Source organism: Pseudomonas sp. 91RF (assembly GCF_003576265.1).
Taxonomy (GTDB): Bacteria; Pseudomonadota; Gammaproteobacteria; order Pseudomonadales; family Pseudomonadaceae; genus Aquipseudomonas; species Aquipseudomonas kribbensis.
The window spans coordinates 350,648-375,033 of sequence record NZ_QWFC01000024.1; the positions used below are offsets into that span (position 1 = coordinate 350,648).

Sequence of the window (24,386 nt, forward strand, 5' to 3'; positions counted from 1 at the left end):
CGTCCTGAACGAGCGCGCCTTTTTATTGGAGAGATTACATGCCGTCGTTCGACGTGGTATCCGAACTGGACAAACACGAACTCACCAACGCGGTCGAGAACGCCGTGAAGGAACTCGATCGTCGTTATGACCTGAAAGGCAAGGGCAGCTTCGAATACAAGGAAAAGGACCTGACCGTCCACCTGACCGCTGAAGCCGATTTCCAGCTGGAAGCGATGATCGAGATCCTCAAGCTGGCCCTGGTCAAGCGCAAGATCGACGTGCAGTGCCTCGAAGTCAAAGACTCCTTCGCTTCGGGCAAGCTGATGAAGCAGGACGCCGTTCTGAAGGAAGGCATCGACAAGGAACTGGCGAAGAAGATCGTCGGCCACATCAAGGAAGCCAAGCTCAAGGTGCAGGCCGCCATTCAGGGCGAGCAGGTACGTGTGACCGGCAAGAAGCGTGACGATCTGCAGGAAGCCATCGCTGCCCTGCGTGCCAAGGAATTCGGCATGCCACTGCAATTCAACAACTTCCGCGACTGAGCCATCCGAGTCGGGAACCTCTCGGCGTTTTCAGCGTCCGAGGCCCAAGCAGCGGCAGAAACGATTGAGCCCCCACAGGCCCGGTCGTTCTGCCGCTGATTTTTTCAGCCCGGGAAGCCGGCAATCAGGAGATAAAAGATGGATTTGAATGCTGAGGTAGACAACCTGGTCAAGGTGTCCCAGGCGTGGATTCCGATGATCATGGAATACGGCAGCCGTGTGCTGCTGGCGGTGATTACCCTGGCGATCGGCTGGTGGCTGATCAACAAGGTCACGCAAAAGCTCGGTGGCTTGCTGGCTCTGCGCAATGCCGACCTGGCGCTGCAAGGTTTCATCAGCAGCCTGGCCAACATTATTCTCAAAGTGCTACTGATCGTCAGCGTGGCATCGATGATCGGCGTCGAAACCACTTCGTTCGTGGCGGCGATCGGTGCGGCCGGCCTGGCCATCGGCCTGGCGTTGCAGGGCAGCCTGGCGAACTTCGCCGGTGGCGTGCTGATTCTGCTGTTCCGTCCGTTCCGCATCGGCGACTGGATCGAAGCGCAAGGCGTGGCGGGTACTGTTGACAGCATCCAGATCTTCCACACCGTGCTGCGTACCGGCGACAACAAGACCATCATCGTACCGAACGGCAATCTATCGAATGGCATCATCACCAACACCAACCGTCAGCCAACCCGCAAGGTTGTGTTCGATGTGGGTGTCGATTACGAAGCCGATCTGCAAAAGGCCCGTCAGGTGCTGCTGGATCTGGCGAAAGATGATCGCGTGTTGCAGGATCCGGCGCCACAGGCTGTCATTTCGACGCTGGGTGATAGTTCGATCACTGTTTCCCTGCGTGTCTGGGTCAAGACAGCAGACTACTGGGATGTGATGTTCATGTTTAACGAACAGTCCCGTGATCGTTTGAAGACTGCCGGTATTGATATTCCGTTTCCACAACGCGTGATTCGTGTGGTTCAGGAGTCGGCGGTGTAATGATAGGTTGCTAATTAAATGCCTGACTTGTTGGTCAGGCATTTATTGCAAGTGACAGATAACAAAAAAGGCCCATCCGAAGATGGGCCTTTTTCATTCAACCAAACTAACCACTGACGATTACAAGATGTTCAGTGGGTACTCGGTGATCAGACGGAACTCTTTAACGTCGCCTTCGCCTTCATCAGCGTTAGCAACGTGCCACGCTTGACGAATACGGAAGGACAGGTCTTTTGCCGGACCGCTTTGAACCACATATTTGGCTTCAAAGTTGGTTTCGTGGTGTTTGCCATCTTCACCGTAGAGACCGGCGTAAGCGCTACCCGCAGGAGTGTGGGTACCGTCGATATCCCAGCCTTTAACGTAACGAACCATGAAGCTCAGACCAGGAACGCCGTACTCGGCCATTTTCAGGTCGTAACGGGCTTGCAGGGATTTCTCGCCTGCACCGTTAAAGTCGGAGTACTGGATGGAGTTGGCGAGGAAGATCGAGTCGCCGCCACGGTTGTTCTTGCCCACGCCGATGTAGTCGAACGGGGTGTCGCCGTTGACCTTCTGGAAGGCCAGGGTGAAGGTGTGTGCCTTCAGGAACGACAGGGCAGTCGCCAGGGAGAACGCGGTGTTGCTGATGTCACCGGCTTTGGCGCTACCGGTATCGGTGGTGCGGTAGATGTTGAAGTCAGTGTTCAGCGAAGTGTCACCACCGAATGGCGTGGTGAGGTTCACGTTCGCGTAGTACTGGTTCCAGATGTCTTCCAGCTTGGCGCCGTACAGCGAAGCTGTCAGGTTGTCAGTGATGGCGTATTTACCACCGAAGTAGTCGATGTTTTTGGCTTCGACACCGGCGTAGGTGGCGTAAAGGCCGCCTTCACGGGCGTTCTTGTCCTGGCTGGTCGCCGAGTAGAAGTGACCGGCTTCGAGATCGAGGTCTTTGACTTCGCTGCTCTGCAGCTGGAAGCCACTGGCAGTTTGCGGAAGGATACGGGAACCGCCGACAGCGAACACTGGAGCAGTGCTTGGCTGCTGGTCGCCGATTTTCAGCTCGGTCTTGGAGATGCGGAATTTGATGGCAGCGCCGGCTTTACCTTGGCTTTCATCAACGTCATGGGCATAACCGTTGGCTTTGACGGTATTGCTGCGGCTCATGTTACCGGTACCGGAAGTACCGTCACCGCCATCCAGTTTCACGGCCAGGTAACCGAATGCATCGATACCGACGCCTACGGTGCCTTGGGTGTAACCGGAAGTGAAGTTGCCGAGGAAACCCTGGGTCCAGTCTTTCTGGTCGTGGCCGCCGTTCTTGTTGTCACGGTTGAAGTAGTAGTTCTTCAACGTTTCGGTCAGTTTGGCGTCTTCAACAAAGCCTTTGGCTTCAGATTGATCACTAACAAACGGTGCGGCCGTAGCCAACTGAGTACTGGCTGCTGTAACGGCCAGTGCGATCATGCTCCACTTCATCACGCGCATCGTGATTTGCTCCTTTGGTTTTAGAAGAGTACTGCCGTCCCACCTGTTTTATTATCTGGGCGGCTCTTTCTTTTTGTGTCGGCGCAAACTTATATCACGCCGACAATGTTGGCGATACTTGCACATACAACCTTTCATGTTCTTTACGACGCTGTCGCAAATGGCTTGGTCGATGTCGCAAATTCACAGTACCCACGCAGTCGGGCTGACAACTTTATCGCTGTTTCTGGGCCTTTTTGCATCGGTAAAAAAGAGTCCCTGGCAAAACACTTGAATCTCCATCGGGCAACCCTGCCACTGTTTTTTTCGGGGTTTGAACCACCACTTCCCGTGGCGGGCTCATAGCCCATATGAGTACGAATGCAACAAGCGTGCACAAACCGCAAAATTGATGCGGTTATTTTTCCATGGCCCCGCTTGTTGCTGTAAAAACCTTGTAAATGCGGGCTCGCGCGCCCCTTTTTGATCAGGGTTGACGCGCTTCCTCGCTTGGTGTTGCCTCGCTCGATTTTGCGCATGACAACCAAAAACGTTACCGGTTCACCCTGCCAGTGAGTATTTGGCGGATGCCCGAGCCATTGAGCGTAGACCCGCTGTACGGTTTTGGTGCAAATATTTTTTCCGGCTGTACCGAATTCAAACACTTGAGCCCTGTCATGACCCTGAACGCGGTAGTGAGTCACGGTCATTTCGGCGTATTGCCTGGCACGGCGGGTCTCGTGCTGGTGCGCAATCGCCGGAAATGTTCCATGACGGGGCGCCGCTTCATCGTGAAGGGCAGGGCATTCGAAGGTATGCTGCCGTCCTGTCGTTTAGTGCGCCGTCCACCGGGCAGGCCCACTAAGCTGAATATTGTCGACCAGCCGGGAGTACACCCAGTGTTTGCTTTAGATTCACGCCTTCAACAGGACACGCTGACCATCGGCGACTTCCCGCTCTGCCGGTTGCTGCTGTCCAACGACGCCAACTACCCGTGGTTCATCCTGGTGCCTCGTCGCGACGATATCAGCGAGTTGTTTCAATTGGATGTCGCCGATCAGCAGCGTCTGTGGCAGGAAACCACGGCCCTGGCGGAGGTGCTCAAGGACTCGTTCGATGCCGACAAGATGAACGTTGCCACCCTGGGTAACGTCGTCAGCCAGATGCACATGCATGTGATCGTGCGCAAACGTGATGACGCCGCGTGGCCGGCGCCGGTCTGGGGCAAGCACCCGGCCAAGCCTTACAGCGCCGAACAGGTGGCCGCGATCCGCGAACGCCTGCGCCTGGTGCTGGACGAAGATTTCAAGTTTCTGGAGGGCTGATCATGAGCCTGGAACAACGCGTTACCGATTTGGAAAGCCGCCTGGCATTTCAGGATGACACCATTCAGGCGTTGAACGATGTGCTGGTGGAGCAGCAGCGAGTCGTGGAGCGTCTGCAGTTGCAGATGGCCGCGCTGCTCAAGCGCCAGGAAGAAATGGTCGGCCAGTTCGGCTCCTTTGAGGAAGACGCACCGCCGCCGCACTACTGAGTTTGCGTATTTCGTAGGGGCAATAAAAAACCGCGAGCAGCCAGGCTGTTCGCGGTTTTTTCGTTCTGGATCAGCGACGCGGCAGGGCGGCGATCACGTCTTCGGCTTGCAGGCCTTTGTCACGGTTCATCACCGAGAACTCCACGCGCTGGCCTTCGACCAGGACGCGGTGGCCTTCGCCACGGATGGCGCGAAAGTGCACGAAAATATCATCGCCGGAATCCCGGGAGATAAAGCCGAAGCCCTTGGAGGTGTTGAACCACTTGACGGTGCCGGTATCGCGGTTGCTCATGTCGTAGCTTTGCGCGGCGGCGGCCGGTGAGGATTTGTAGAAGCTGACGGCCAGGTGCAGGACCACGGCGACCAGGGCGATCACCAGGCTGAACAGCACGGCTGGCTGGCCGGCGATGACAGGCATCGGCGCGATCAGGGTCAGGGTTTGCAGGACGACGGTCAGCACCAGCAGCGCGCTGACCAGATTTTGCAGATGCTGGCGCGGGCCTTTGTTCCAGTAAGGGATCACCGGGGCAATGACCAGGTTCAGCAGGCCGAAAAAGGCCAGGTAAAGTGCATCGGGTTGTTGCAGGTAAGGAACGGCTTCGGATTTCAAGCTAGGTATGAACGACAGCAGCAACGCCGCTGCGCCCATTAGCAGGTGGACGATTTTCAACATTTTTATTGACTCACGTTATGACGGCTCACAAGGAAGAGCTGAAGGCGCACGGTTCGCTTCGAAACAATAAGAGGCGTTGGACACGTACCCGGCATCAGCCTATGCGCAACGCCCGGAAAACGGGGCGTAGCGACACACTGCCTATTTAACAGCAAAGCCCGTGGCTACTCAAATCACGCCGGCCAGTGGCAATGCGTGGGGCGATTTGTCGCCTCTATCGGGTCGATACGGGGGCTGCCACGGGAGGGAGGCCTTGCTACAGTGAACCGACACCTGCTGGATGAATTCAATCGCCGTTAGGGGGTAAGCATGGCAATCGATATCGGTATCAGTGAAGAAGACCGCAAATCCATCGTCGAAGGGCTGTCGCGTCTGCTGTCGGACACCTACGTGCTCTATTTGAAGACCCACAACTTCCACTGGAACGTCACCGGACCGATGTTCCGGACCTTGCACCTGATGTTCGAGGAGCAGTACAACGAACTGGCACTGGCCGTGGATTCGATCGCCGAACGCATCCGCGCCCTGGGTTTCCCTGCGCCGGGTGCTTATGCGACTTACGCGCGTCTTTCCTCTATTAAGGAAGAGGTGGGCGTGCCGAGTGCCGAAGACATGATCAAACAACTGGTCGAAGGCCAGGAAGCGGTCACTCGCACGGCGCGGGGGATTTTCCCGCTGCTGGATAAGGTCAGTGACGAGCCGACGGCTGATCTTCTGACTCAGCGCATGCAAGTCCACGAGAAAACCGCGTGGATGCTCAGGGCGCTGCTCGAAGTCTGATCGCCCGTGGCGCACGGCCACGAATTGTCGGCCGTGCGCCCGTCCTGGCGAGGAAAAAGCACTCGCGTTTGTAGGAAGCGAGGAAAGCACTTCGCTGGTCCATGATCCTCCCTTTTCTGTTGGCTTATCCTACGAGGACGGTCAAAAAGTCGTCTGGCCATGCCTTTGTCCCTGCGCTTTTAATGAGGTCACAGGATGTTGCCTTGGCAACAAGCAGAGATGGCATAGGAGTGTCAACGATATGGAAGTTGGAGACAGGCGAAGTGGAATCGTCATCGGCTCGCGGCAGGACAGGGCCGTGGCGCCGTTTCTTGAAGAGTTCGACATGGCATTGATCCGGCCCTTGGCCAGGTCGGTGCGCTTGAACGGGTTTGCGACCTGCATGCGGCTGGAGCAGGTCTACTGGAATATTCTGGGCCGTATGGCCGAGGATAATTGCTGTTCGGTCGGCACCTTGCTGTCCCGTGTCGATCGCGAGGTGCACTTGCGTCACGGTGGCGTGAAGAACTTCAGCGGTCTGGTGCGGGTGGTGTGTGTCGTGCACGGCCTGCGGGATGCCCCGGTGACCGTCGGGGGTTGCCAGTGACCGGGCGGCCCGTGCAGTCTTCCGGCTGCACAGGCCGCATTTAATGGATATAATCCCGCTCTTTCGCCACACCGCCCTGCGGCAGCTGGCAATCTGATCGCCGAGACAACTCCATGCCGATGTACGATTACCAATGTGCTTCCTGTGGTCATCAGTTGGAAGCCATTCAAAAGATCAGTGATGCACCGCTGGTCGATTGCCCTGCCTGTCAGGCACCAGAGCTCAGGAAACAGCTGTCCATGCCAGGCTTTCGCCTCAGCGGCAGCGGTTGGTACGAAACCGATTTCAAGACCGGCGCGAAGAAGAATCTGGCCGGTGGCGACAAATCTGACTAGGGTTCAGGCCCGGGTCTTACGACACGCGCGAGCATCCACCGGTCGCACAGAGCTTGAGTGCGGCGGATCTCCACCGAATTTCGAATTACGAGAAGCGAAACCACTACCATGATGCGCAGCCATTATTGCGGCCAACTGAACGAAAGCCTGGAAGGCCAGGAAATTACCCTTTGCGGATGGGTTCACCGTCGCCGCGACCACGGCGGGGTGATCTTCCTCGATATCCGTGATCGTGACGGTCTGGCCCAGGTGGTCTTCGATCCGGATCGCGCCGAGAGCTTCGCCGCCGCCGATCGCGTGCGCAGCGAATACGTCGTGAAGATCACCGGCAAGGTGCGTCTGCGTCCGGCCGGTGCCACCAACGCCAACATGGCGTCGGGCATGATCGAAGTCCTGGGCTACGAACTGGAAGTGCTGAACGAGTCGGAAACCCCGCCGTTCCCGCTGAACGAGTTCTCGGACGTGGGTGAAGAAACCCGTCTGCGCTATCGTTTCCTCGACCTGCGTCGTCCGGAAATGGCCGAGAAGCTGCGTCTGCGTTCGCGCATGACCACCAGCATCCGTCGCTACCTCGACGAGAACGGCTTCCTCGACGTGGAAACGCCGATCCTGACCCGCGCAACTCCAGAAGGCGCGCGCGACTACCTCGTGCCGAGCCGTACGCACGCCGGTTCGTTCTTCGCCCTGCCGCAATCGCCTCAGCTGTTCAAGCAACTGCTGATGGTCGCCGGCTTCGACCGTTACTACCAGATCGCCAAGTGCTTCCGCGACGAAGACCTGCGTGCCGACCGTCAGCCTGAGTTCACTCAGATCGACATCGAGACCAGCTTCCTCGACGAAAAAGACATCATGGGCCTGACCGAAGGCATGATCCGCAACCTGTTCAAGGAAGTGCTGGATCTGGAATTCGGTGAATTCCCGCACATGACTTTCGAAGAAGCCATGCGCCGCTACGGTTCCGACAAGCCGGACCTGCGTAACCCGCTGGAGCTGGTCGACGTAGCCGATCAGCTGAAAGAAGTTGATTTCAAGGTGTTCAGCGGCCCGGCCAACGATCCGAAATGCCGTATCGCCGCACTGCGCGTTCCAGGCGGGGCAAGCATGCCGCGCAAGCAGATCGACGACTACACCAAGTTCGTCGGCATCTACGGTGCCAAGGGTCTGGCATACATCAAGGTCAACGAGCGTGCTGCCGGTGTTGAAGGTCTGCAATCGCCGATCGTGAAAAACATCCCGGAAGCCAACCTGAACGTGATCCTCGATCGCGTCGGTGCAGTCGACGGCGACATCGTGTTCTTCGGCGCCGACAAGGCCAAGATCGTCAGCGAAGCCCTGGGCGCGCTGCGTATCAAGCTCGGTCACGACCTGAAGCTGCTGACCTGTGAATGGGCTCCGATGTGGGTCGTCGACTTCCCGATGTTCGAAGAGAACGATGACGGCAGCTTCTCTGCCCTGCACCACCCGTTCACCGCACCGAAGTGCACTCCGGAAGAGCTCGAAGCCAACCCGGCTGGCGCGCTGTCCCGTGCCTATGACATGGTTCTGAACGGCACCGAGCTGGGTGGCGGTTCGATCCGTATCCACCGCAAGGAGATGCAGCAAGCGGTATTCCGTCTGCTGGGCATCAACGAAGCGGAACAGGAAGAGAAGTTCGGCTTCCTGCTCGACGCGCTGAAGTACGGTGCACCGCCGCACGGTGGTCTGGCCTTCGGTCTGGACCGTCTGGTGATGCTGATGACCGGCGCCCAGTCGATCCGTGAAGTGATCGCCTTCCCGAAAACCCAGAGTGCTGCCGACGTGATGACGCAGGCGCCGGGTGTCGTGGATGCCAAGGCACTGCGCGAACTGCACATTCGTTTGCGCGAAACACCAAAGGCTGAGTAAGACGGGCCTGAAGGCGCATCTTCGGATGCGCCTTTTTTCTTTCTATAGAAAGCAGGTCGAGATTTTTTTGTTTGCTGGCTGCGCGATGTGCGCGGCGGGCAACGTTTCAAAGAGAATTCGGAGCGAGATATGGCAGGTCATTCCAAGTGGGCGAACATCAAGCACCGCAAAGAACGTCAGGATGCCAAACGAGGCAAGATCTTCACCAAGTGGATCCGTGAACTGACCGTTGCGGCCCGTCAGGGCGGTGGCGATCCGGGTTCCAACCCGCGTCTGCGTCTGGCCCTGGACAAGGCGCTGGGCGCCAACATGAGTCGCGACATCATCGATCGCGCAGTGGCCCGTGGTGCCGGCGCGACCGAAGCGGACAACGTTGAAGAACTGACCTACGAAGGTTACGGCCCGGGTGGCGTGGCGGTGATGGTCGAGTGCATGACCGACAACCGCAACCGAACCGCCGCGGCCGTGCGCCATGCGTTCAGCAAGTGTGGCGGCAACCTCGGAACTGACGGTTCGGTGGCCTACCTGTTCGAACGCAAGGGCCAGATCAGCTTCGCACCGGGTGTCGACGAAGATGCGCTGACCGAAGCGGCACTGGAAGCCGATGCCGACGACGTGGTCACTCATGAAGACGGCTCGATTGACGTGTTCACGTCGTTCACCAGTTTCTATGCCGTGCGAAACGCGCTGGAAGCGGCCGGTTTCAAGGGTGATGACGCGGAAATCGTCATGCAGCCGACCACCAGTGCCGAACTGGATCTGGAAGGCGCGGAGAAGGTGCTCAAGCTGATCGACATGCTCGAGGATCTGGATGATGTGCAGAACGTCTATTCCAATGCCGACATTCCGGAAGACGTGGCGGCTCAGCTCGGCTGATAACGGCTAGGCTTCAATGTGGGAGATTTCATGTTTGAGGGGTTATCTCGAACATGGAATCTCCCACATTTGTTTTTGTGTTTTTTCGAACCTGCAGGCTTATGACTTTAATTCTTGGTATCGACCCCGGTTCGCGCATCACCGGATATGGCGTGGTACGCGATACCGGGCGTGGTTGTGTCTACGTGGCTTCCGGCTGCATTCGTACCGGTGCCGGCGAGTTGCATGAGCGTTTGCAGATCGTCTATCGCGGTGTGCGGGAAATCATCCAGACCTACGGTCCGGTGACCATGGGCATCGAAAAGGTGTTCATGGCGAAAAACGCCGACTCGGCGCTGAAGCTCGGGCAGGCCCGTGGGGCCGCGATCGTCGCGGGTGCCGAAGAGAGCCTGGAGATCGCCGAGTACACAGCCACTCAGGTCAAACAGGCCGTAGTCGGCACCGGTGCAGCCAATAAGGAGCAGGTGCAGATGATGGTCATGCACATGCTCAAACTGACCAGCAAGCCACAAATCGATGCCTCGGACGCCCTGGCCATTGCCATTTGCCATGCGCACACCCGCTCCAGCCTGTTGCCTCACGGCCTGGGAACCGCACGCAGTCGTGGCGGGCGCCTGCGTCTCTGATAGCATCAGCAATCAATTTTCCGGTATATGGATTTTGTGCCTGGGTCGTCGGCCCGAATCCGTATTCCGTTTTGTCGCCAGCCCGCGGCTGGCCAACGCTCAAGGATCTGAAACGTGATTGGACGCTTGCGCGGCACCCTCGCTGAAAAACAGCCGCCGCACCTGATTCTGGATGTAAACGGCCTCGGGTATGAGCTGGAAGTGCCCATGACCACCCTGTATCGCCTGCCGTCGGTCGGTGAACCGCTGACCTTGCACACCCATTTGGTCGTACGCGAAGACGCGCAGTTACTCTATGGTTTCGCTGGCAAGCGTGAGCGAGACTTTTTTCGCGAGTTGATCCGTCTCAATGGTGTGGGCCCGAAACTGGCCCTGGCCTTGATGTCGAGTCTGGAAGTCGATGAGCTGATCCGTTGCGTGCAGTCCCAGGACACTTCGGCGCTGACCAAAGTGCCGGGTGTGGGCAAGAAAACCGCCGAGCGTCTGCTGGTCGAACTCAAGGACCGCTTCAAGGCCTGGGAAACCTCGCCGGCCATGTTTGCGCTGGTACCGAACCAGCCGGACGGCCCGGCACCGGTCAATACCGCCGAGAACGACGCGGTCAGCGCGCTGATTTCCCTGGGCTACAAGCCGCAGGAAGCGAGCAAGGCGATTTCCGCGATCAAGGAGAAAGGCTTGAGCAGTGAAGACATGATCCGACGCGCCCTGAAGGGAATGATTTAAGTGATTGAAGCTGATCGTCTGATCGCCGCCACGCACAGTCCGCGTGAGCGCGAAGAAGTCCAGGATCGGGCGATACGTCCCGTCAGTCTGGCCGAATACATTGGCCAGCCGACCGTTCGCGAGCAGATGGAACTGTTTATCCAGGCCGCCCGCGGCCGTAGCGAATCCCTCGACCACACCCTGATCTTCGGCCCGCCGGGGCTGGGCAAGACCACCCTGGCCAACATCATTGCCCAGGAAATGGGCGTGTCGATCAAGAGCACTTCAGGCCCGGTGCTCGAACGGCCGGGGGATCTGGCCGCGCTGTTGACCAATCTTGAACCCCACGATGTGTTGTTCATCGATGAAATCCATCGTCTGTCGCCGATCGTCGAAGAAGTGCTGTACCCGGCGATGGAAGACTTCCAGCTCGACATCATGATCGGTGAGGGGCCGGCAGCGCGTTCGATCAAACTTGATCTGCCGCCGTTCACCCTCGTTGGCGCAACGACGCGGGCGGGGATGCTGACCAATCCGTTGCGTGACCGTTTCGGTATTGTCCAGCGTCTCGAGTTCTACAGCACCGCCGACCTGGCGACGATTGTCAGCCGTTCGGCGAACATCCTCGGTCTGCCGCTGGACCCGGAAGGCTCTTTCGAAATTGCCCGTCGTGCCCGTGGTACGCCGCGGATTGCCAACCGGCTGCTGCGCCGGGTGCGGGATTTCGCCGAAGTCCGGGCCAAGGGGCATATCACCAAGTCCGTTGCCGACCTGGCACTGAATCTGCTGGATGTCGATGAACACGGCTTCGATCATCAGGACCGGCGATTGCTGTTGACCATGATCGAGAAGTTCGATGGCGGGCCCGTTGGCATCGACAGCCTGGCGGCCGCGATCAGTGAAGAGCGCCACACCATCGAAGATGTGCTGGAACCGTATCTGATTCAGCAGGGCTACATCATGCGTACGCCGCGGGGCAGGGTGGTGACCCGGCACGCGTATCTGCATTTTGGTTTAAACATTCCGTCACGAATGGGCGAAATGCCCGTGGCAGACGAGTTTCTCGATGCCGTGGATGATTGATACACATTTATTGGCGATTTATTCAGCGTTTGTACTGTCTCAGGACGGTACTTTTGCGGTAAAGCCTTCGAACTATGAAAAACAGTTGCCTGGCCGGATTGGCAACCCGAGGAGTAAGCACTAGAGTATGCGCGCGCAAAACGGGCTTGAGCCGTTCGCACATCGTTGTCGCGTTTATTACGAGGACACCGATGCGGGCGGCATCGTGTATTACGTTAATTACCTCAAGTTTATGGAACGGGCTCGAACCGAGCGGCTCCGGGAGCTGGGCTTTGCCCAGTCGGCGCTGGCAGGGGAGGACCTGTTGTTCGTCGTGCACTCCAGCGAAGCGCGTTATCACGCGCCGGCGCGACTGGACGACGAGCTGCTGGTAAGCGCTGATGTAATCGAATTGAACCGTGCCAGCCTGCGCTTTCGACAGCAGGTCAGGCGGGCAACGGATAATGTGCTGCTCTGTGAGGGGCAGTTTCTGGTGGCCTGTGTGCGCACTAACAGTTTGAAACCCCGGGCCCTTCCCGAAGACTTGCGTGCGGCTTTCGCCGACGCGGTCGGCACGGGTACACACTTGAAGCAGGAGATAAAGCGTGGAAGCTAACGTCGTCGACCATTCCTCCATGTGGAGCCTGGTCAGCAATGCCAGCATCGTGGTGCAGTTGGTAATGTTGACCCTGGTAGCCGCATCGGTGACCTCATGGATCATGATCTTTCAGCGCAGCAATCTGCTGCGCGCCGGTCGACGTGCCCTGGAGAGCTTCGAGGAGCGCTTCTGGTCGGGTATCGACCTGTCCAAACTGTACCGTCAGGCCGGCAGCAACCCGGATCCGGACTCGGGCGTCGAGCAGATCTTCCGTGCCGGTTTCAAGGAATTCTCGCGTCTGCGCCAGCAGCCGGGCGTCGACCCTGAAGCGGTCATGGAAGGCGTGGCCCGTGCCATGCGCGTAGCCATCTCCCGCGAGGAAGAGAAGCTCGAGCAAAGCCTGCCGTTCCTCGCCACCGTCGGTTCGGTCAGCCCGTACATCGGTCTGTTCGGTACCGTGTGGGGGATCATGAACTCCTTCCGTGGTCTGGCCAGCGCACAACAGGCCACCCTGGCCACTGTGGCACCCGGCATCGCCGAAGCCCTGATCGCCACCGCGATCGGCCTGTTCGCCGCGATCCCGGCCGTTATCGCTTACAACCGTTTCTCTGCCCGCAGTGAAACCTTGCTGAGCCGCTACTACACCTTCGCCGATGAATTCCAGGCGATCCTGCACCGCAAAGTGCACACCAGCGAAGAATAAGCAGGTATTTACCGATGGCTTTAATCACTCGAGCCCGACACAAGCGCAAGCCGGTCGCCGAGATGAACGTAGTGCCTTACATCGACGTGATGCTGGTGCTGCTGGTCATCTTCATGGTGACTGCGCCGATGCTCAATCAGGGCGTGAAAGTGGATCTGCCCAAGGTTTCCAGCGAAGCCTTGCCGCAGGACAACAACACCCAGGTGCTGACCATTTCGATCAAGGCTGACAAGACCTACTACTGGAACCTTGGCAGCGAAGTCGACACCGAGAAGCAACAGGACCGGGCCATGACCCTGCCACAGATGACCGACGCGGTGACCAAGATCATCCGCGCCGGCACTGAAGGCGGCAAGCGCACCCAGGTCTTCATCCGTGGCGACAAGTCCGTCGATTATGGCTCCGTCATGGGTGCCATGGGCGGGTTGCAGAAAGCCGGGGTCGGTAATGTTGGCTTGATCACCGAGGCCCCCTGATGCAGCAACAGCGAGAGCCGTCCGCCTCGGAAAGCTACTTCTGGCCCAGTGTCTGGGCGATTGGCTTGCACGTGCTGGTGTTCGGCATGCTGTTCGTCAGTTTCGCCATGACACCGGAGCTGCCGCCGGCCAAGCCGATTGTCCAGGCGACCCTTTACCAGCTGAAATCGAAAAGTCAGGCAACCACCCAGACCAATCAGAAGATTGCGGGTGAGGCGAAGAAATCCGCCGCGCGCCAGACCGAAGTCGAGCAGATGGAGCAGAAAAAGGTCGAGCAGGAAGCGGTGAAGGCTGCGGAACAAAAGAAAGAAGAAGCGGCTCAAAAGGCCGAGGAAGCCAAGAAGGCCGATGAGGCGAAGAAAGCGGAACAGGCGAAGAAGGCTGACGAAGCCAAGAAAGCCGAAGACGCTAAGAAAGCCGCCGAAGCCAAGAAGGCAGAAGAGAAACAATTGGCTGATATAGCCAAGAAGAAAGCTGAAGAAGAAGCCAAGAAGGCTGCTGAAGAAGAGGCCAAGAAAGAGGCCGCTGAAGAAGCCAAGAAGAAAATCGTCGAAGACGCGAAGAAGAAAGCCGCCGAAGACGCCAAGAAGAAAGCCGAGGCTGAAGAGGCGAAGAAGAAAGTCGCCGATGAAGCCAAGAAGAAAGCTGCTGCCGATGCTGCGAAGAAGAAAGCGCAGGACGCGGCACGCAAGTCGGTCGAGGACAAGAAGGCCCAGGCTCTGGCCGACCTGCTGTCCGACAAGACCGAGCGTCAGCAGGCTTTGGCGGATGAGCGTGGTGACGAAACCGCGGGCAGCTTCGATGACTTGATTCGTGCGCGGGCAGCGGAAGGTTGGGCACGTCCTCCTTCGGCACGCAAAGGCATGACGGTTGTACTGCAGATCGGCATGTTGCCGGACGGTACGGTGACTACGGTCAGCGTGGCCAAGTCCAGTGGCGACGGTCCGTTCGATGCGTCGGCAGTGGCGGCGGTCAAGAATATTGGACGTTTGACGGAAATGCAGGGAATGAAGCCGAGCGATTTCGCTCCGTATCGTTCATTCAAGATGACATTCACACCTGAGGATCTAGCCTTGTGAGAAACCTTCTTCGAGGAATGCTGGTCGTGATCTGCTGCATGGCAGGGATCGCGATGGCGGATGAAAAGAACATTCTGGTCACCAGCGGCAGCGATCGGGCGACCCCGATCGCCGTCGTACCGTTCGGTTTCCAGGGCGGTGCCGTCCTGCCGGACGACATGGCTGAAATCATTGGTAACGACCTGCGGAACTCGGGTTATTACTCGCCGATTCCAAAACAGAACATGATCAGCCAGCCAAGCCAGCCGAGCGAAATCATCTTCCGTGACTGGAAGGCAGTAGGTGCCCAGTACATGATGGTCGGCAATATCACGCCGGCCGGTGGTCGCCTGCAGGTTCAGTGGGCGTTGTTCAACGTTGCCACCGAACAGAAAGTGGCGGACGGCAGTGTTTCCGGTACGACCGAGCAAATTCGGGACATGGCGCACTTCATCTCTGACCAGTCGTTCCAGAAACTGACCGGTATCGACGGTGCGTTCTCGACTCGCCTGCTGTACGTGACGGCTGAACGCTTCTCCGAGAAGAACACCCGTTACACCCTGCAGCGTTCGGACTATGACGGTGCCCGCGCCGTGACTCTGCTGCAATCGCGCGAGCCGATCCTGTCGCCGCGTTTCGCACCGGACGGCAAGCGTATTGCCTATGTATCGTTCGAGCAGAAGCGTCCGCGCATCTTCATGCAGAACATCGACACCGGTCGCCGCGAGCAGATCACCAACTTCGAAGGCCTGAACGGCGCTCCGGCCTGGTCGCCGGATGGCAATCGCCTGGCGTTCGTGCTGTCGAAAGACGGTAACCCGGACATCTACGTGATGAACCTCGGTTCGCGTCAGATCACTCGTGTGACCGCAGGTCCCGGCATCAACACCGAACCGTACTGGGGCAAGGATGGCTCGACCATCTACTTCACTTCCGACCGTGGCGGCAAACCGCAGATCTACAAGACCAGCGCCAATGGCGGTGGTGCCGAGCGTGTGACGTTCGTGGGTAACTACAACGCCAACCCGAAGCTGTCGGCTGATGAAAAGACCCTGGTGATGATCCATCGTCAGGACGGTTTCACCAATTTCAAAGTGGCGGCTCAGGATTTGCAGCGCGGAAGTGTAAAAATCCTCACTGATAGCACTCTGGACGAGTCGCCTACTGTTGCGCCCAACGGCACCATGGTAATCTACGCCACCCGCCAACAGGGCCGGGGAGTCTTGATGCTCGTGTCCATTAATGGACGCGTTAGGCTCCCGCTTCCTACCGCTCAAGGCGAAGTCAGAGAACCGTCCTGGTCCCCTTACCTGAAGTGAGCGGGCGCTACACGTTTTACTTAACACACTGGGGTTCATTAGGAGTTTCACGATGGAAATGCTGAAGTTTGGTAAATTTGCTGCGCTGGCTCTGGCCATGGCTGTAGCTGTAGGTTGCTCGTCCAAAGGCGGCGACAACGCCGGTGAAGGCGCTGTTGATCCAAACGCTGGTTACGGCGCAAACACCGGTGCCGTTGACGGTTCCCTGAGCGAAGAAGCTGCTCTGCGCGCAATCACCACCTTCTACTTCGAATACGACAGCTCGGACCTGAAGCCAGAAGCCATGCGCGCTCTGGACGTTCACGCCAAAGACCTGAAAGCAAACGGCGCTCGCGTTGTTCTGGAAGGCAACACCGACGAACGTGGTACTCGTGAGTACAACATGGCACTGGGCGAGCGTCGTGCGAAAGCCGTTCAGCGCTACCTGGTACTGCAAGGTGTTTCCCCAGCTCAGCTGGAACTGGTTTCCTACGGCGAAGAGCGTCCAGTTGCTACCGGCAACGACGAGCAGTCCTGGGCTCAAAACCGTCGCGTCGAACTGCGTAAGTAATTCGATATGCGAACGTGCCGTCGTGCTGTAACTGTTCTGGCTCTCAGCCTCGCGCCGCTTGCGGCGTGGGCTGCGGTTCCTGTGGTCGATGACAACTCCGGTTATAACAATAGCGGGAGCAGTTATCCGCCTGCAGGTTACGGTACGAACGGCGCCTATGCCGGGGGAGCGGCTTCGGCCCCTGCCTCGGCACAAGGCATGCTGTTCAACCAATTGCAACAAATGCAGGATCAGATATCGCGCCAGCAGGGCGTGATCGAAGAACTGCAGAATCAGGTTGCGCGCATGAAGCAGGAATCCCTGGAGCGATACCAGGATCTTGATCGGCGCATAGGATCCGGTGCTGCACCTGCCGCGACTCCCGAGAATTCTTCTGCCGGTGGCGATGCAAGTGCTGCTGCCGGTGCCGCTGCTGGAGCAGGGGCTGCTGCCCAGGCACCTGCCGCGAGTGGCGAACCGGCTGATCCGGCCAAGGAAAAGCTGTATTACGATGCAGCCTTCGACCTGATCAAGGCCAAGGATTTCGACAAGGCCAGCCAGGCTTTCGCCGCATTCCTGCGTAAATACCCGAACAGCCAGTACGCGGGCAATGCCCAGTACTGGTTGGGTGAAGTGAACCTGGCCAAAGGCGATCTGCAAGGTGCAGGTCAGGCTTTTGCCAAGGTCTCGCAGCTGTATCCCAAGCATGCCAAAGTGCCGGATTCGCTGTACAAGCTGGCTGACGTAGAGCGCCGCCTCGGTCACACCGACAAGGTCAAAGGCATTCTGCAACAAGTTGTGTCCCAGTATCCGGGGACCTCCGCTGCCCAGTTGGCCCAACGCGATCTGCAGCGCATGTAATACTGTTTGACCCGTTTGGAAGAAACCCGCGCTTGTCGCGGGTTTTTTCGTTAGAATTCACGCCCTTTTATGAAACACGCTTCTGGTGATCTGCGCGTTGGCGGGGTTGCCTGAAGTGCCTGACGGAGGCGGACAGCCTGTTTAGCTGTTACGCCCGTGGCGACTATGCAAGACACATTGAGAATCACCGAAGTTTTCTACTCGTTGCAGGGGGAAACGCGGACTGCCGGGCTGCCCACTGTTTTTGTGCGCCTGACCGGTTGCCCGTTGCGTTGCCAATACTGCGACAGTGCCTATGCGTTCAGCGGCGGCACCATTCGTACACTCGACGACATCCTCGAGCAAGTGGCCGGGTTTCGCCCGCGCTACGTTTGTGTCACTGGCGGTGAGCCGCTGGCGCAGCCCAATGCCATCCCTTTGCTCAAACAATTGTGCGATGCCGGTTACGAAGTCTCGCTGGAAACCAGCGGCGCCCTCGACATTTCAGCGGTTGATCCGCGGGTCAGTCGGGTGGTCGACCTGAAAACGCCAGACTCCAAAGAAGCCCATCGTAACCGTTACGAGAACATTGACCTGCTGACGCCCAACGATCAGGTGAAGTTTGTCATCTGCTCGCGGGGCGACTATGACTGGGCGGTTTCCAGGCTGATCCAGTACGGGCTTGATCGGCGTGCCGGCGAAGTCCTGTTTTCTCCAAGTCACCATGACCTGAACGCAAGGGATCTGGCGGACTGGGTGGTGGCGGATAACCTGCCAGTGCGGTTGCAACTGCAGCTGCACAAATATCTATGGAATGATGAGCCGGGGCGCTGAGATGACTGAACAACTGAACACCAACGCAAAACGTGCGGTCATCCTGTTGTCGGGTGGTCTGGACTCGGCCACCGTGGTGGCAATGGCCCGTGCTGAAGGCTACGCCTGCTACACCATGAGCTTCGATTACGGTCAGCGTTCCCACGCTGAATTGCATGCCGCTGCTCGCGTTGCCCGCGATCTGGGCGTGATCGAGCACAAGGTCATTGGCCTGAACCTGAATGGCATGGGCGGTTCGGCCCTGACCGACAGCAGCATCGATATCCCTGAAGAACTGGGCGAGGGCATTCCGGTCACCTACGTGCCGGCGCGCAATACGGTGTTCTTGTCGCTGGCATTGGGCTGGGCTGAAGTACTCGGCGCCCGTGACATCTTTATCGGCGTCAACGCCGTGGATTACTCCGGCTACCCGGACTGCCGTCCCGAGTTCATCGAGTCGTTCGAGCGTATGGCCAATCTGGCGACCAAGGCCGGTGTGGAAGGCAATGGTTTCCGCATCCAGGCCCCGCTGCAGAATCTGAGCAAGGCACAGATCGTTCAGGCTGGCGTGAAGCTGGGTGTTGATTACGGACTGACGGTTTCCTGCTATCAGGCGGACGATAATGGCCGTGCCTGCGGTAAATGCGACAGCTGCCGACTGCGTGCAGAAGGCTTTGCAGCGGCCGGAATCAGCGACCCGACACCTTATTTTTGATTTTTTTCAAATTAGGTGTTGAATAGTCCTTAAAAATCAGTATTATACGCGCCACCACACAGCGGGTCGTTAGCTCAGTTGGTAGAGCAGTTGGCTTTTAACCAATTGGTCGTAGGTTCGAATCCCACACGACCCACCATATTTGGCGGTTTAGAAAATCCGGAAGGCCCACGAAAGTGAGGATTTCCGGGTTTTTTTTTGCCTGCGATTCGGCGTCACTCCTTTTGGCAGCCGTTGCGCTGACACAGGTCAGAATCATCTTTTGCATCATCGGGATATTCTGTAGCCTTGCGCAGCTTCAACGCTGTCCGTGCCTGATAAAACTCACTCTCCCGGCGGTACCCTCAAGCGGTCCGGAGCCGGGTGTATACTCGACTTTCGCGCGAATGCGCCTGCAGGTCTTGCGAACATGACGCAGATTTCCGAACGCCTTCTGGTACAAGCCCACCTCGACGCCAAGCAGCCCAAGCCGCTGACGGCCGAGGAAGAGGCTTATTACCGTTCCGCCATCGCCGCCGAGCTCAAGGCTCAGGACGCGGTGCTGGTTGCCCACTTTTATTGCGATCCGATCATTCAGGCCCTGGCCGAAGAAACCGGTGGTTGCGTTTCCGACTCGCTGGAAATGGCCCGCTTCGGCAACGCCCACCCGGCCAAGACCGTGGTGGTTGCCGGGGTGAAATTCATGGGTGAAACCGCGAAGATCCTCAACCCGGAAAAACGTGTTCTGATGCCGACCCTGGAGGCGACCTGCTCGCTGGATCTGGGTTGTCCGGTGGATGAGTTCTCGGCGTTCTGCGATCAGCATCCGGAACGCACCGTTGTGGTGTACGCCAATACCTCGGCCGCGGTCAAAGCCCGGGCCGACTGGGTGGTGACATCGAGTTGCGCACTGGAGATCGTCGAAAGCCTGATGGATAACGGCGAGACCATCATCTGGGGCCCTGACAAGCACCTGGGCACCTACATTCAGCGCCAGACCGGCGCCGACATGTTGCTCTGGGACGGTGCCTGCATCGTTCACGAAGAGTTCAAGTCCAAGCAGCTGGAAGACATGAAGGCGCTGTACCCGGACGCGGCCATTCTGGTGCACCCGGAGTCGCCGACGTCGGTGATCGAGCTGGCGGACGCCGTCGGTTCCACCAGCCAGTTGATCGCTGCCGCACAATCGCTGCCGAACAAGACCCTGATCGTGGCCACTGACCGTGGCATCTTCTACAAGATGCAGCAGCTGTGCCCGGACAAGGTCTTCATCGAGGCGCCAACGGCCGGTAACGGCGCGGCGTGCCGCAGTTGTGCACATTGCCCGTGGATGGCCATGAACACCCTTGAGCGCACGCTGAAGTGCTTGCAGGAGGGCTCGAACGAGATCTTCGTCGACCCGGCGCTGATTCCCCAGGCGATCCGCCCGCTCAAGCGCATGCTCGACTTCACTCAGGCTGCGCGGATGAAGCTGGCAGGCAACGCCTGACTTTGAGCCGCAAACGAAAACGCCCCGATTCGATCGGGGCGTTTTTGCATCTGCCGGATTATTTGGCTTTCTTCGGGATCCGCACCAGTTGCGTGTCCGAGTAGATGTCATGCCAGGCGCGCTTGCGCTTGTCGAACAGTGACCAGAAGAACCCCACGCCGAGGCACAGCCACGACGCGATCGACACCATGAACCGCAGCAGCGCCTGCCACAGGCTGATCGCGGTGCCATCGGCGTTCTGTACACGGATGCCCCAGACCTGCATGCCCAAAGTCTGGCCGGCGTGAGTCCAGAATTTGGCGAAGAAACCGAACAGCACCAGCAGCAGCACGGTGGAGTACAGCGGGTCGCCGTCCAGTTTTCCGGCGTCGGTCATTGCGCGCAGACGTTCTTCGCCGATGATTGCAGCCTGGATCAGCTTATAGATGAAGCCGGTGACGATCAGCAGAGCGGTGCACAGAAGAAAATCGTAGAACATCGCTGCCAGACGACGGCCGAGACCGACGGCAGGAAAGTCGCCCTGGGGAAGGAGCAGGTGTTTCGACATGGCAGCCTCTGGACGGAAAGTGAAGCGCCATTTTACGGATTCGCGCGCACAAAAAAGCCCCTGATATCAATATCAGGGGCTTTTTCGTTACAGAAAATCAGGCTTCAGCGATGACTTCATCAGCCTGCATGCCTTTCTGGCCTTGTACGGCAACGAAAGTCACTTTCTGGCCTTCTTTCAGGCTCTTGAAGCCGTTGCCCTGAATAGCGCGGAAATGCACGAACAGATCCGGACCGCTTTCTGGAGTGATAAAACCAAAACCTTTCTCGTCGTTAAACCACTTGACGGTACCGCTCTGACGTGTGGACATTTCTTATTTCCTTTGACGCAAAAATTGATGACAGTCTCTTCCTCATGAAAGAGTACTGGGGCTGGTTGCAGGAGAGTAAGAAGACGTCGAACGGGATGTAGCTAACTTGTAGGCTACTGCCCAGGTCACGATTCCAAGCTGACCCATGCAAACACAGTGGACAAACTCTACGCCAACTACAGGAGGAAAAACAAGCCCCGTGAAGGCCCCGGTTTTCCTGTGCTTGCCGGCTGTTAGTCAGTCCACTAGTCGGGCTTATACGATTAGCTTGTTCAATTGTTTTCGAACGTTATAAGCCAAGTTCATATTCGAATCGAATGTAAGGAAAGTGCACTGTTTTATGGCGATTGCGTTACACATTAGTGCACGCATAACGCAATCGCGTTACTTATAGAAACAGTCAATCAACCACGATAGTAGCGTTGTGGAACGAATGGCATTTTGCTTACAAGCATTTGCACCTTTTTCCCACGAACGATGGCCCAGACTGGCGTGTCCAGTGCGACATAGGCGCTGTCGAGGTAACCCATCGCCAATGGCCCGCCCAGGGTCGGGCCGAAACCGCCGCTGCACACGCTGCCGATGATGTCGCCGGCTTCGTTGACGATTTCAGCACCTTCACGGACCGGCGTGCGCTCCTGCGGCAGCAGGCCGACGCGTTTGCGTGCGACACCGTTCTGCTGCTGGCCGAAAACCTGTTCTGCACCCGGGAAGCCGCCGGCCCGGGCACCATCGGCACGGCGTGGCTTGGAGATGGCCCACAACAGGCTGGCTTCGATTGGCGTGGTGTCGGTGTTCATGTCGTGGCCGTACAGGCACAGGCCGGCCTCCAGACGCAGCGAGTCCCGGGCACCGAGGCCGATGGCGGCGACTTCCGGTTCGGCCAGCAGAGCGCGGGCGAGTTTTTCCGCATCGGCTGCCGGAACCGAGATTTCGAAACCGTCTTCACCGGTGTAGCCCGAACGGCTGACGAAGCAATCCACGCCCAGCAGCGTCACGCGGGCGAACTGCATGAAGGTCATCTTCGCCACTTCCGGCGCCAGGCGTGCCAGTACGGTTACAGCCGCCGGACCTTGCAGTGCGAGCAGGGCGCGGGCTTCGAACAGCTCGGTAATGGTGCACTGATCGCCGATGTGTTTTTGCAGATGCGCCAGATCCTGATCCTTGCACGCGGCGTTGACCACCAGGAACAGTTCGTCGTTGCCGAGATTGGCGACCATCAGGTCATCGAGGATGCCACCGGTTTCGTTGGTGAACATCGCGTAGCGCTGCATGCCCACCGGCAGGTCGATGATGTCCACCGGCACCAGGGTTTCCAGGGCTTTGGCGGCATTGGCGCCGGTCAGGCGGATCTGGCCCATGTGCGAGACATCGAACAGCCCGGCCTGCTCACGGGTGTGTTGATGTTCCTTCATCACGCCCAGCGGGTATTGCACCGGCATGTCGTAGCCGGCGAACGGTACCATGCGGGCGCCGAGTTCGATGTGCAGAGCGTGCAGCGGGGTTTTCGACAGTTGTTCGGTGGACATGCGTGACTCCTTGATTCACACCAACCCTCTCCCGGCGGGAGAGGGGGCTAATTAACACTCGATAATGTTGACCGCCAGACCGCCACGGGCGGTCTCCTTGTATTTGCTTTTCATGTCGGCGCCGGTCTGGCGCATGGTGCGGATGACCTTGTCGAGGGAGACGAAGTGCTGCCCGTCGCCGCGCATGGCCATGCGCACGGCGTTGATTGCCTTGACCGAGCCCATGGCATTGCGCTCGATGCACGGCACCTGCACCAGCCCGCCAATCGGATCGCAGGTCAGGCCGAGGTTGTGTTCCATGCCGATTTCAGCGGCGTTTTCCACTTGTTGCACGCTGCCGCCGAGTACTTCGCACAACGCACCGGCCGCCATCGAACAGGCCACCCCGACCTCGCCCTGACAGCCGACTTCGGCGCCGGAGATCGAGGCGTTTTCCTTGTACAGAATGCCGATGGCCGCCGCGGTCAGTAGAAAGCGCACCACGCCGTCATCGTTGGCGCCGGGAATGAAGCGCATGTAGTAATGCAACACGGCCGGAATGATCCCTGCCGCGCCGTTGGTCGGTGCCGTGACCACGCGCCCGCCGTTGGCGTTTTCTTCGTTGACGGCGAGGGCGTAGAGGTTGACCCAGTCCAGCACCGACAACGGATCGCGCAGCGACGATTCCGGGTTCTTGCACAGTTGCCGGTGCAGTGCCGCCGCCCTACGTTTGACCTTGAGGCCACCCGGCAGGATGCCTTCGTTGCGACAGCCGGCAGCCACGCAGTCCTGCATCACTTGCCAGATTTTCAGCAGACCGGCGCGGGTTTCCGCTTCCGGGCGCCAGGCGCTTTCGTTGGTCAGCATCACCTGACTGATCGACAAACCATAGGTGGCGCAGTGACCGAGCAAGTCCTTGGCACTCTTGAACGGGAAGGTCAGTGGTGTGGCGTCTTCGACGATACGGTCGGCACCGGCCGCATCTTCGTCGACCACAAAACCACCGCCAACCGAGTAGTACTCGCGGCTGCGGATCTGCAATCCCGCCGCATCGAAGGCACGGAAGATCATGCCGTTGGGGTGATAGGCCAACGGCTTGCGGATCATTGCCAGGTGTTCTTTCTCGTTGAACGCGATGCTGTGTTCACCGAGCAGGTTCAAACGCCCGCTGCCACGAATCTGCGTGAGACGTGCGGCGACGGTTTCAGTATCCACGGTATCCGGGTGTTCACCTTCCAGGCCCAGCAGCACAGCCTTGTCGCTGCCGTGACCCTTGCCGGTGGCGCCGAGGGATCCGTACAGCTCGACCCTGACGCTGGTGGTGGCCGACAACAGGTTTTCCCGGCGCAGGCCTTCGACGAAGCGCGCGGCTGCGCGCATCGGGCCGACGGTGTGAGAACTGGAGGGGCCGATGCCAATCTTGAACAGGTCGAACACGCTTAACGACATGGTTGTTCTCCGGTTTCTTGTTATAGGCACATCAGGCACGCATGAAA

The 24,386-nt window shown here is 58.4% G+C and carries 29 protein-coding genes and 1 tRNA gene; 23 read left to right on the forward strand and 7 right to left on the reverse strand.

All coding sequences use genetic code 11. From position 1 onward, the window contains the following. Nucleotides 1-38: 38 nt before the first annotated feature. Nucleotides 39-524: a YajQ family cyclic di-GMP-binding protein gene (locus DXT77_RS12765; protein ID WP_011335651.1), complete on the forward strand. Its 486-nt coding sequence runs from the start codon at nucleotides 39-41 to the stop codon at nucleotides 522-524. A 138-nt stretch (nucleotides 525-662) separates the two neighbouring features. Then, nucleotides 663-1,502 carry a mechanosensitive ion channel family protein gene (locus DXT77_RS12770; protein WP_119427856.1) on the forward strand — a complete coding sequence of 280 codons (840 nt, stop codon included), beginning with the start codon at nucleotides 663-665 and terminating at the stop codon, nucleotides 1,500-1,502. A gap of 120 nt (nucleotides 1,503-1,622) precedes the next feature. On the opposite strand, the gene DXT77_RS12775 is transcribed toward DXT77_RS12770, so the two are convergent. Then, a complete protein-coding gene (locus tag DXT77_RS12775) occupies nucleotides 1,623-2,969 on the reverse strand; it encodes an OprD family porin (protein ID WP_114885075.1) in 1,347 nt (448 codons plus the stop codon). 143 nt (nucleotides 2,970-3,112) lie between these two features. Next, a complete protein-coding gene (locus tag DXT77_RS29810; protein WP_158593092.1) occupies nucleotides 3,113-3,658 on the reverse strand; it encodes a hypothetical protein in 546 nt (181 codons plus the stop codon). Between the two features lie 189 nt (nucleotides 3,659-3,847). Between DXT77_RS29810 and DXT77_RS12780 the strand changes: the two genes are divergently transcribed. After that, nucleotides 3,848-4,273 (forward strand): HIT domain-containing protein, encoded by a 426-nt coding sequence (locus DXT77_RS12780; RefSeq protein ID WP_085709617.1) that lies wholly within the window; start codon nucleotides 3,848-3,850, stop codon nucleotides 4,271-4,273. 2 nt (nucleotides 4,274-4,275) lie between these two features. Next, nucleotides 4,276-4,482 (forward strand): SlyX family protein, encoded by a 207-nt coding sequence (locus tag DXT77_RS12785; protein WP_085709618.1) that lies wholly within the window; start codon nucleotides 4,276-4,278, stop codon nucleotides 4,480-4,482. 70 nt (nucleotides 4,483-4,552) lie between these two features. Here the strand turns inward: DXT77_RS12785 and DXT77_RS30270 are convergent, their stop codons facing one another. Next, nucleotides 4,553-5,155 (reverse strand): cold-shock protein, encoded by a 603-nt coding sequence (locus tag DXT77_RS30270; protein WP_114885073.1) that lies wholly within the window; start codon nucleotides 5,153-5,155, stop codon nucleotides 4,553-4,555. Between the two features lie 309 nt (nucleotides 5,156-5,464). Here DXT77_RS30270 and DXT77_RS12795 point away from each other — a divergent pair, with 309 nt between their 5' ends. The 19 genes from DXT77_RS12795 (at nucleotide 5,465) to nadA (ending at nucleotide 20,525) form a co-directional block, all read left to right on the forward strand. Continuing rightward, entirely contained in the window at nucleotides 5,465-5,935 is a 471-nt protein-coding gene (locus DXT77_RS12795) for a Dps family protein (protein ID WP_119427857.1), read from the forward strand. 241 nt (nucleotides 5,936-6,176) lie between these two features. Then, complete coding sequence (locus DXT77_RS12800) at nucleotides 6,177-6,521, forward strand: ribbon-helix-helix domain-containing protein (protein WP_114885071.1); 345 nt, start codon at nucleotides 6,177-6,179, stop codon at nucleotides 6,519-6,521. 113 nt (nucleotides 6,522-6,634) lie between these two features. Next, nucleotides 6,635-6,856, forward strand: a complete 222-nt coding sequence (locus DXT77_RS12805; protein ID WP_065258528.1) for an FmdB family zinc ribbon protein — start codon at nucleotides 6,635-6,637, stop codon at nucleotides 6,854-6,856. Nucleotides 6,857-6,964: 108 nt separating this feature from the next. Next, the gene (gene aspS, locus DXT77_RS12810) at nucleotides 6,965-8,740 is read left to right on the forward strand and encodes an aspartate--tRNA ligase (RefSeq protein ID WP_085709621.1); all 1,776 of its coding nucleotides are present in this window, start codon (nucleotides 6,965-6,967) and stop codon (nucleotides 8,738-8,740) included. A gap of 129 nt (nucleotides 8,741-8,869) precedes the next feature. Continuing rightward, nucleotides 8,870-9,616 (forward strand): YebC/PmpR family DNA-binding transcriptional regulator, encoded by a 747-nt coding sequence (locus tag DXT77_RS12815; protein ID WP_085709622.1) that lies wholly within the window; start codon nucleotides 8,870-8,872, stop codon nucleotides 9,614-9,616. Between the two features lie 101 nt (nucleotides 9,617-9,717). Further along, nucleotides 9,718-10,242 carry a crossover junction endodeoxyribonuclease RuvC gene (ruvC, locus tag DXT77_RS12820; protein ID WP_065258525.1) on the forward strand — a complete coding sequence of 175 codons (525 nt, stop codon included), beginning with the start codon at nucleotides 9,718-9,720 and terminating at the stop codon, nucleotides 10,240-10,242. Nucleotides 10,243-10,356: 114 nt separating this feature from the next. Then, nucleotides 10,357-10,965: a Holliday junction branch migration protein RuvA gene (ruvA, locus tag DXT77_RS12825; RefSeq protein ID WP_007951205.1), complete on the forward strand. Its 609-nt coding sequence runs from the start codon at nucleotides 10,357-10,359 to the stop codon at nucleotides 10,963-10,965. After that, nucleotides 10,966-12,027, forward strand: coding sequence for a Holliday junction branch migration DNA helicase RuvB (gene ruvB / locus DXT77_RS12830; protein WP_085709623.1), 1,062 nt, complete (start codon nucleotides 10,966-10,968; stop codon nucleotides 12,025-12,027). Between the two features lie 127 nt (nucleotides 12,028-12,154). Further along, entirely contained in the window at nucleotides 12,155-12,622 is a 468-nt protein-coding gene (gene ybgC, locus DXT77_RS12835; protein ID WP_085709624.1) for a tol-pal system-associated acyl-CoA thioesterase, read from the forward strand. Then, nucleotides 12,612-13,307 carry a protein TolQ gene (tolQ, locus tag DXT77_RS12840; RefSeq protein WP_007912733.1) on the forward strand — a complete coding sequence of 232 codons (696 nt, stop codon included), beginning with the start codon at nucleotides 12,612-12,614 and terminating at the stop codon, nucleotides 13,305-13,307. The genes ybgC and tolQ overlap by 11 nt, the downstream gene beginning before the upstream one ends. Nucleotides 13,308-13,330: 23 nt before the next feature. Then, nucleotides 13,331-13,783, forward strand: coding sequence for a protein TolR (tolR, locus tag DXT77_RS12845; RefSeq protein ID WP_162803534.1), 453 nt, complete (start codon nucleotides 13,331-13,333; stop codon nucleotides 13,781-13,783). Then, nucleotides 13,783-14,862: a cell envelope integrity protein TolA gene (tolA, locus tag DXT77_RS12850; RefSeq protein WP_085709625.1), complete on the forward strand. Its 1,080-nt coding sequence runs from the start codon at nucleotides 13,783-13,785 to the stop codon at nucleotides 14,860-14,862. The genes tolR and tolA overlap by 1 nt, the downstream gene beginning before the upstream one ends. 17 nt (nucleotides 14,863-14,879) lie before the next feature. Beyond that, the gene (gene tolB / locus DXT77_RS12855) at nucleotides 14,880-16,160 is read left to right on the forward strand and encodes a Tol-Pal system beta propeller repeat protein TolB (RefSeq protein WP_162803533.1); all 1,281 of its coding nucleotides are present in this window, start codon (nucleotides 14,880-14,882) and stop codon (nucleotides 16,158-16,160) included. A gap of 52 nt (nucleotides 16,161-16,212) precedes the next feature. Beyond that, nucleotides 16,213-16,710: a peptidoglycan-associated lipoprotein Pal gene (gene pal, locus DXT77_RS12860; protein ID WP_003178634.1), complete on the forward strand. Its 498-nt coding sequence runs from the start codon at nucleotides 16,213-16,215 to the stop codon at nucleotides 16,708-16,710. Nucleotides 16,711-16,716: 6 nt separating this feature from the next. After that, entirely contained in the window at nucleotides 16,717-17,550 is an 834-nt protein-coding gene (gene ybgF, locus DXT77_RS12865; protein WP_114885069.1) for a tol-pal system protein YbgF, read from the forward strand. A gap of 165 nt (nucleotides 17,551-17,715) precedes the next feature. Next, nucleotides 17,716-18,363, forward strand: coding sequence for a 7-carboxy-7-deazaguanine synthase QueE (queE, locus tag DXT77_RS12870; RefSeq protein WP_119427858.1), 648 nt, complete (start codon nucleotides 17,716-17,718; stop codon nucleotides 18,361-18,363). 1 nt (nucleotide 18,364) lies between these two features. After that, entirely contained in the window at nucleotides 18,365-19,057 is a 693-nt protein-coding gene (queC, locus tag DXT77_RS12875) for a 7-cyano-7-deazaguanine synthase QueC (RefSeq protein WP_119427859.1), read from the forward strand. 63 nt (nucleotides 19,058-19,120) lie between these two features. Further along, a tRNA-Lys gene (locus DXT77_RS12880) sits at nucleotides 19,121-19,196 on the forward strand. A gap of 270 nt (nucleotides 19,197-19,466) precedes the next feature. Continuing rightward, nucleotides 19,467-20,525, forward strand: coding sequence for a quinolinate synthase NadA (gene nadA / locus DXT77_RS12885; protein WP_119427860.1), 1,059 nt, complete (start codon nucleotides 19,467-19,469; stop codon nucleotides 20,523-20,525). 58 nt (nucleotides 20,526-20,583) lie between these two features. On the opposite strand, the gene DXT77_RS12890 is transcribed toward nadA, so the two are convergent. The 4 genes from DXT77_RS12890 to DXT77_RS12905 form a co-directional block, all read right to left on the reverse strand. Then, on the reverse strand, nucleotides 20,584-21,072 hold the full coding sequence (locus tag DXT77_RS12890; protein ID WP_085730269.1) for an RDD family protein: 489 nt from the start codon (nucleotides 21,070-21,072) through the stop codon (nucleotides 20,584-20,586). 97 nt (nucleotides 21,073-21,169) lie between these two features. Next, the gene (locus tag DXT77_RS12895; RefSeq protein ID WP_007951194.1) at nucleotides 21,170-21,382 is read right to left on the reverse strand and encodes a cold-shock protein; all 213 of its coding nucleotides are present in this window, start codon (nucleotides 21,380-21,382) and stop codon (nucleotides 21,170-21,172) included. Between the two features lie 404 nt (nucleotides 21,383-21,786). Further along, complete coding sequence (gene gcvT, locus DXT77_RS12900) at nucleotides 21,787-22,911, reverse strand: glycine cleavage system aminomethyltransferase GcvT (protein ID WP_114885063.1); 1,125 nt, start codon at nucleotides 22,909-22,911, stop codon at nucleotides 21,787-21,789. Between the two features lie 51 nt (nucleotides 22,912-22,962). Continuing rightward, the gene (locus DXT77_RS12905) at nucleotides 22,963-24,339 is read right to left on the reverse strand and encodes an L-serine ammonia-lyase (RefSeq protein ID WP_085730271.1); all 1,377 of its coding nucleotides are present in this window, start codon (nucleotides 24,337-24,339) and stop codon (nucleotides 22,963-22,965) included. Between the last annotated feature and the right edge of the window lie 47 nt (nucleotides 24,340-24,386).

Coding starts and splice junctions, on each gene's coding strand:
- DXT77_RS12890 (WP_085730269.1), bottom strand. CDS start 21,072: ATGTCGAAACACCTGCTCCTTCCCCAGGGCGACTTTCCTGCCGTCGGT.
- tolB (WP_162803533.1), top strand. CDS start 14,880: ATGCTGGTCGTGATCTGCTGCATGGCAGGGATCGCGATGGCGGATGAA.
- DXT77_RS12805 (WP_065258528.1), top strand. CDS start 6,635: ATGCCGATGTACGATTACCAATGTGCTTCCTGTGGTCATCAGTTGGAA.
- DXT77_RS12815 (WP_085709622.1), top strand. CDS start 8,870: ATGGCAGGTCATTCCAAGTGGGCGAACATCAAGCACCGCAAAGAACGT.
- queE (WP_119427858.1), top strand. CDS start 17,716: ATGCAAGACACATTGAGAATCACCGAAGTTTTCTACTCGTTGCAGGGG.
- DXT77_RS12765 (WP_011335651.1), top strand. CDS start 39: ATGCCGTCGTTCGACGTGGTATCCGAACTGGACAAACACGAACTCACC.
- DXT77_RS12770 (WP_119427856.1), top strand. CDS start 663: ATGGATTTGAATGCTGAGGTAGACAACCTGGTCAAGGTGTCCCAGGCG.
- pal (WP_003178634.1), top strand. CDS start 16,213: ATGGAAATGCTGAAGTTTGGTAAATTTGCTGCGCTGGCTCTGGCCATG.
- DXT77_RS12895 (WP_007951194.1), bottom strand. CDS start 21,382: ATGTCCACACGTCAGAGCGGTACCGTCAAGTGGTTTAACGACGAGAAA.
- DXT77_RS12800 (WP_114885071.1), top strand. CDS start 6,177: ATGGAAGTTGGAGACAGGCGAAGTGGAATCGTCATCGGCTCGCGGCAG.
- queC (WP_119427859.1), top strand. CDS start 18,365: ATGACTGAACAACTGAACACCAACGCAAAACGTGCGGTCATCCTGTTG.
- tolA (WP_085709625.1), top strand. CDS start 13,783: ATGCAGCAACAGCGAGAGCCGTCCGCCTCGGAAAGCTACTTCTGGCCC.
- ybgC (WP_085709624.1), top strand. CDS start 12,155: ATGCGCGCGCAAAACGGGCTTGAGCCGTTCGCACATCGTTGTCGCGTT.
- DXT77_RS12795 (WP_119427857.1), top strand. CDS start 5,465: ATGGCAATCGATATCGGTATCAGTGAAGAAGACCGCAAATCCATCGTC.
- gcvT (WP_114885063.1), bottom strand. CDS start 22,911: ATGTCCACCGAACAACTGTCGAAAACCCCGCTGCACGCTCTGCACATC.
- DXT77_RS29810 (WP_158593092.1), bottom strand. CDS start 3,658: ATGACCGTGACTCACTACCGCGTTCAGGGTCATGACAGGGCTCAAGTG.
- nadA (WP_119427860.1), top strand. CDS start 19,467: ATGACGCAGATTTCCGAACGCCTTCTGGTACAAGCCCACCTCGACGCC.
- ybgF (WP_114885069.1), top strand. CDS start 16,717: ATGCGAACGTGCCGTCGTGCTGTAACTGTTCTGGCTCTCAGCCTCGCG.
- DXT77_RS12775 (WP_114885075.1), bottom strand. CDS start 2,969: ATGCGCGTGATGAAGTGGAGCATGATCGCACTGGCCGTTACAGCAGCC.
- aspS (WP_085709621.1), top strand. CDS start 6,965: ATGATGCGCAGCCATTATTGCGGCCAACTGAACGAAAGCCTGGAAGGC.
- DXT77_RS12905 (WP_085730271.1), bottom strand. CDS start 24,339: ATGTCGTTAAGCGTGTTCGACCTGTTCAAGATTGGCATCGGCCCCTCC.
- DXT77_RS12785 (WP_085709618.1), top strand. CDS start 4,276: ATGAGCCTGGAACAACGCGTTACCGATTTGGAAAGCCGCCTGGCATTT.
- ruvC (WP_065258525.1), top strand. CDS start 9,718: ATGACTTTAATTCTTGGTATCGACCCCGGTTCGCGCATCACCGGATAT.
- DXT77_RS30270 (WP_114885073.1), bottom strand. CDS start 5,155: ATGTTGAAAATCGTCCACCTGCTAATGGGCGCAGCGGCGTTGCTGCTG.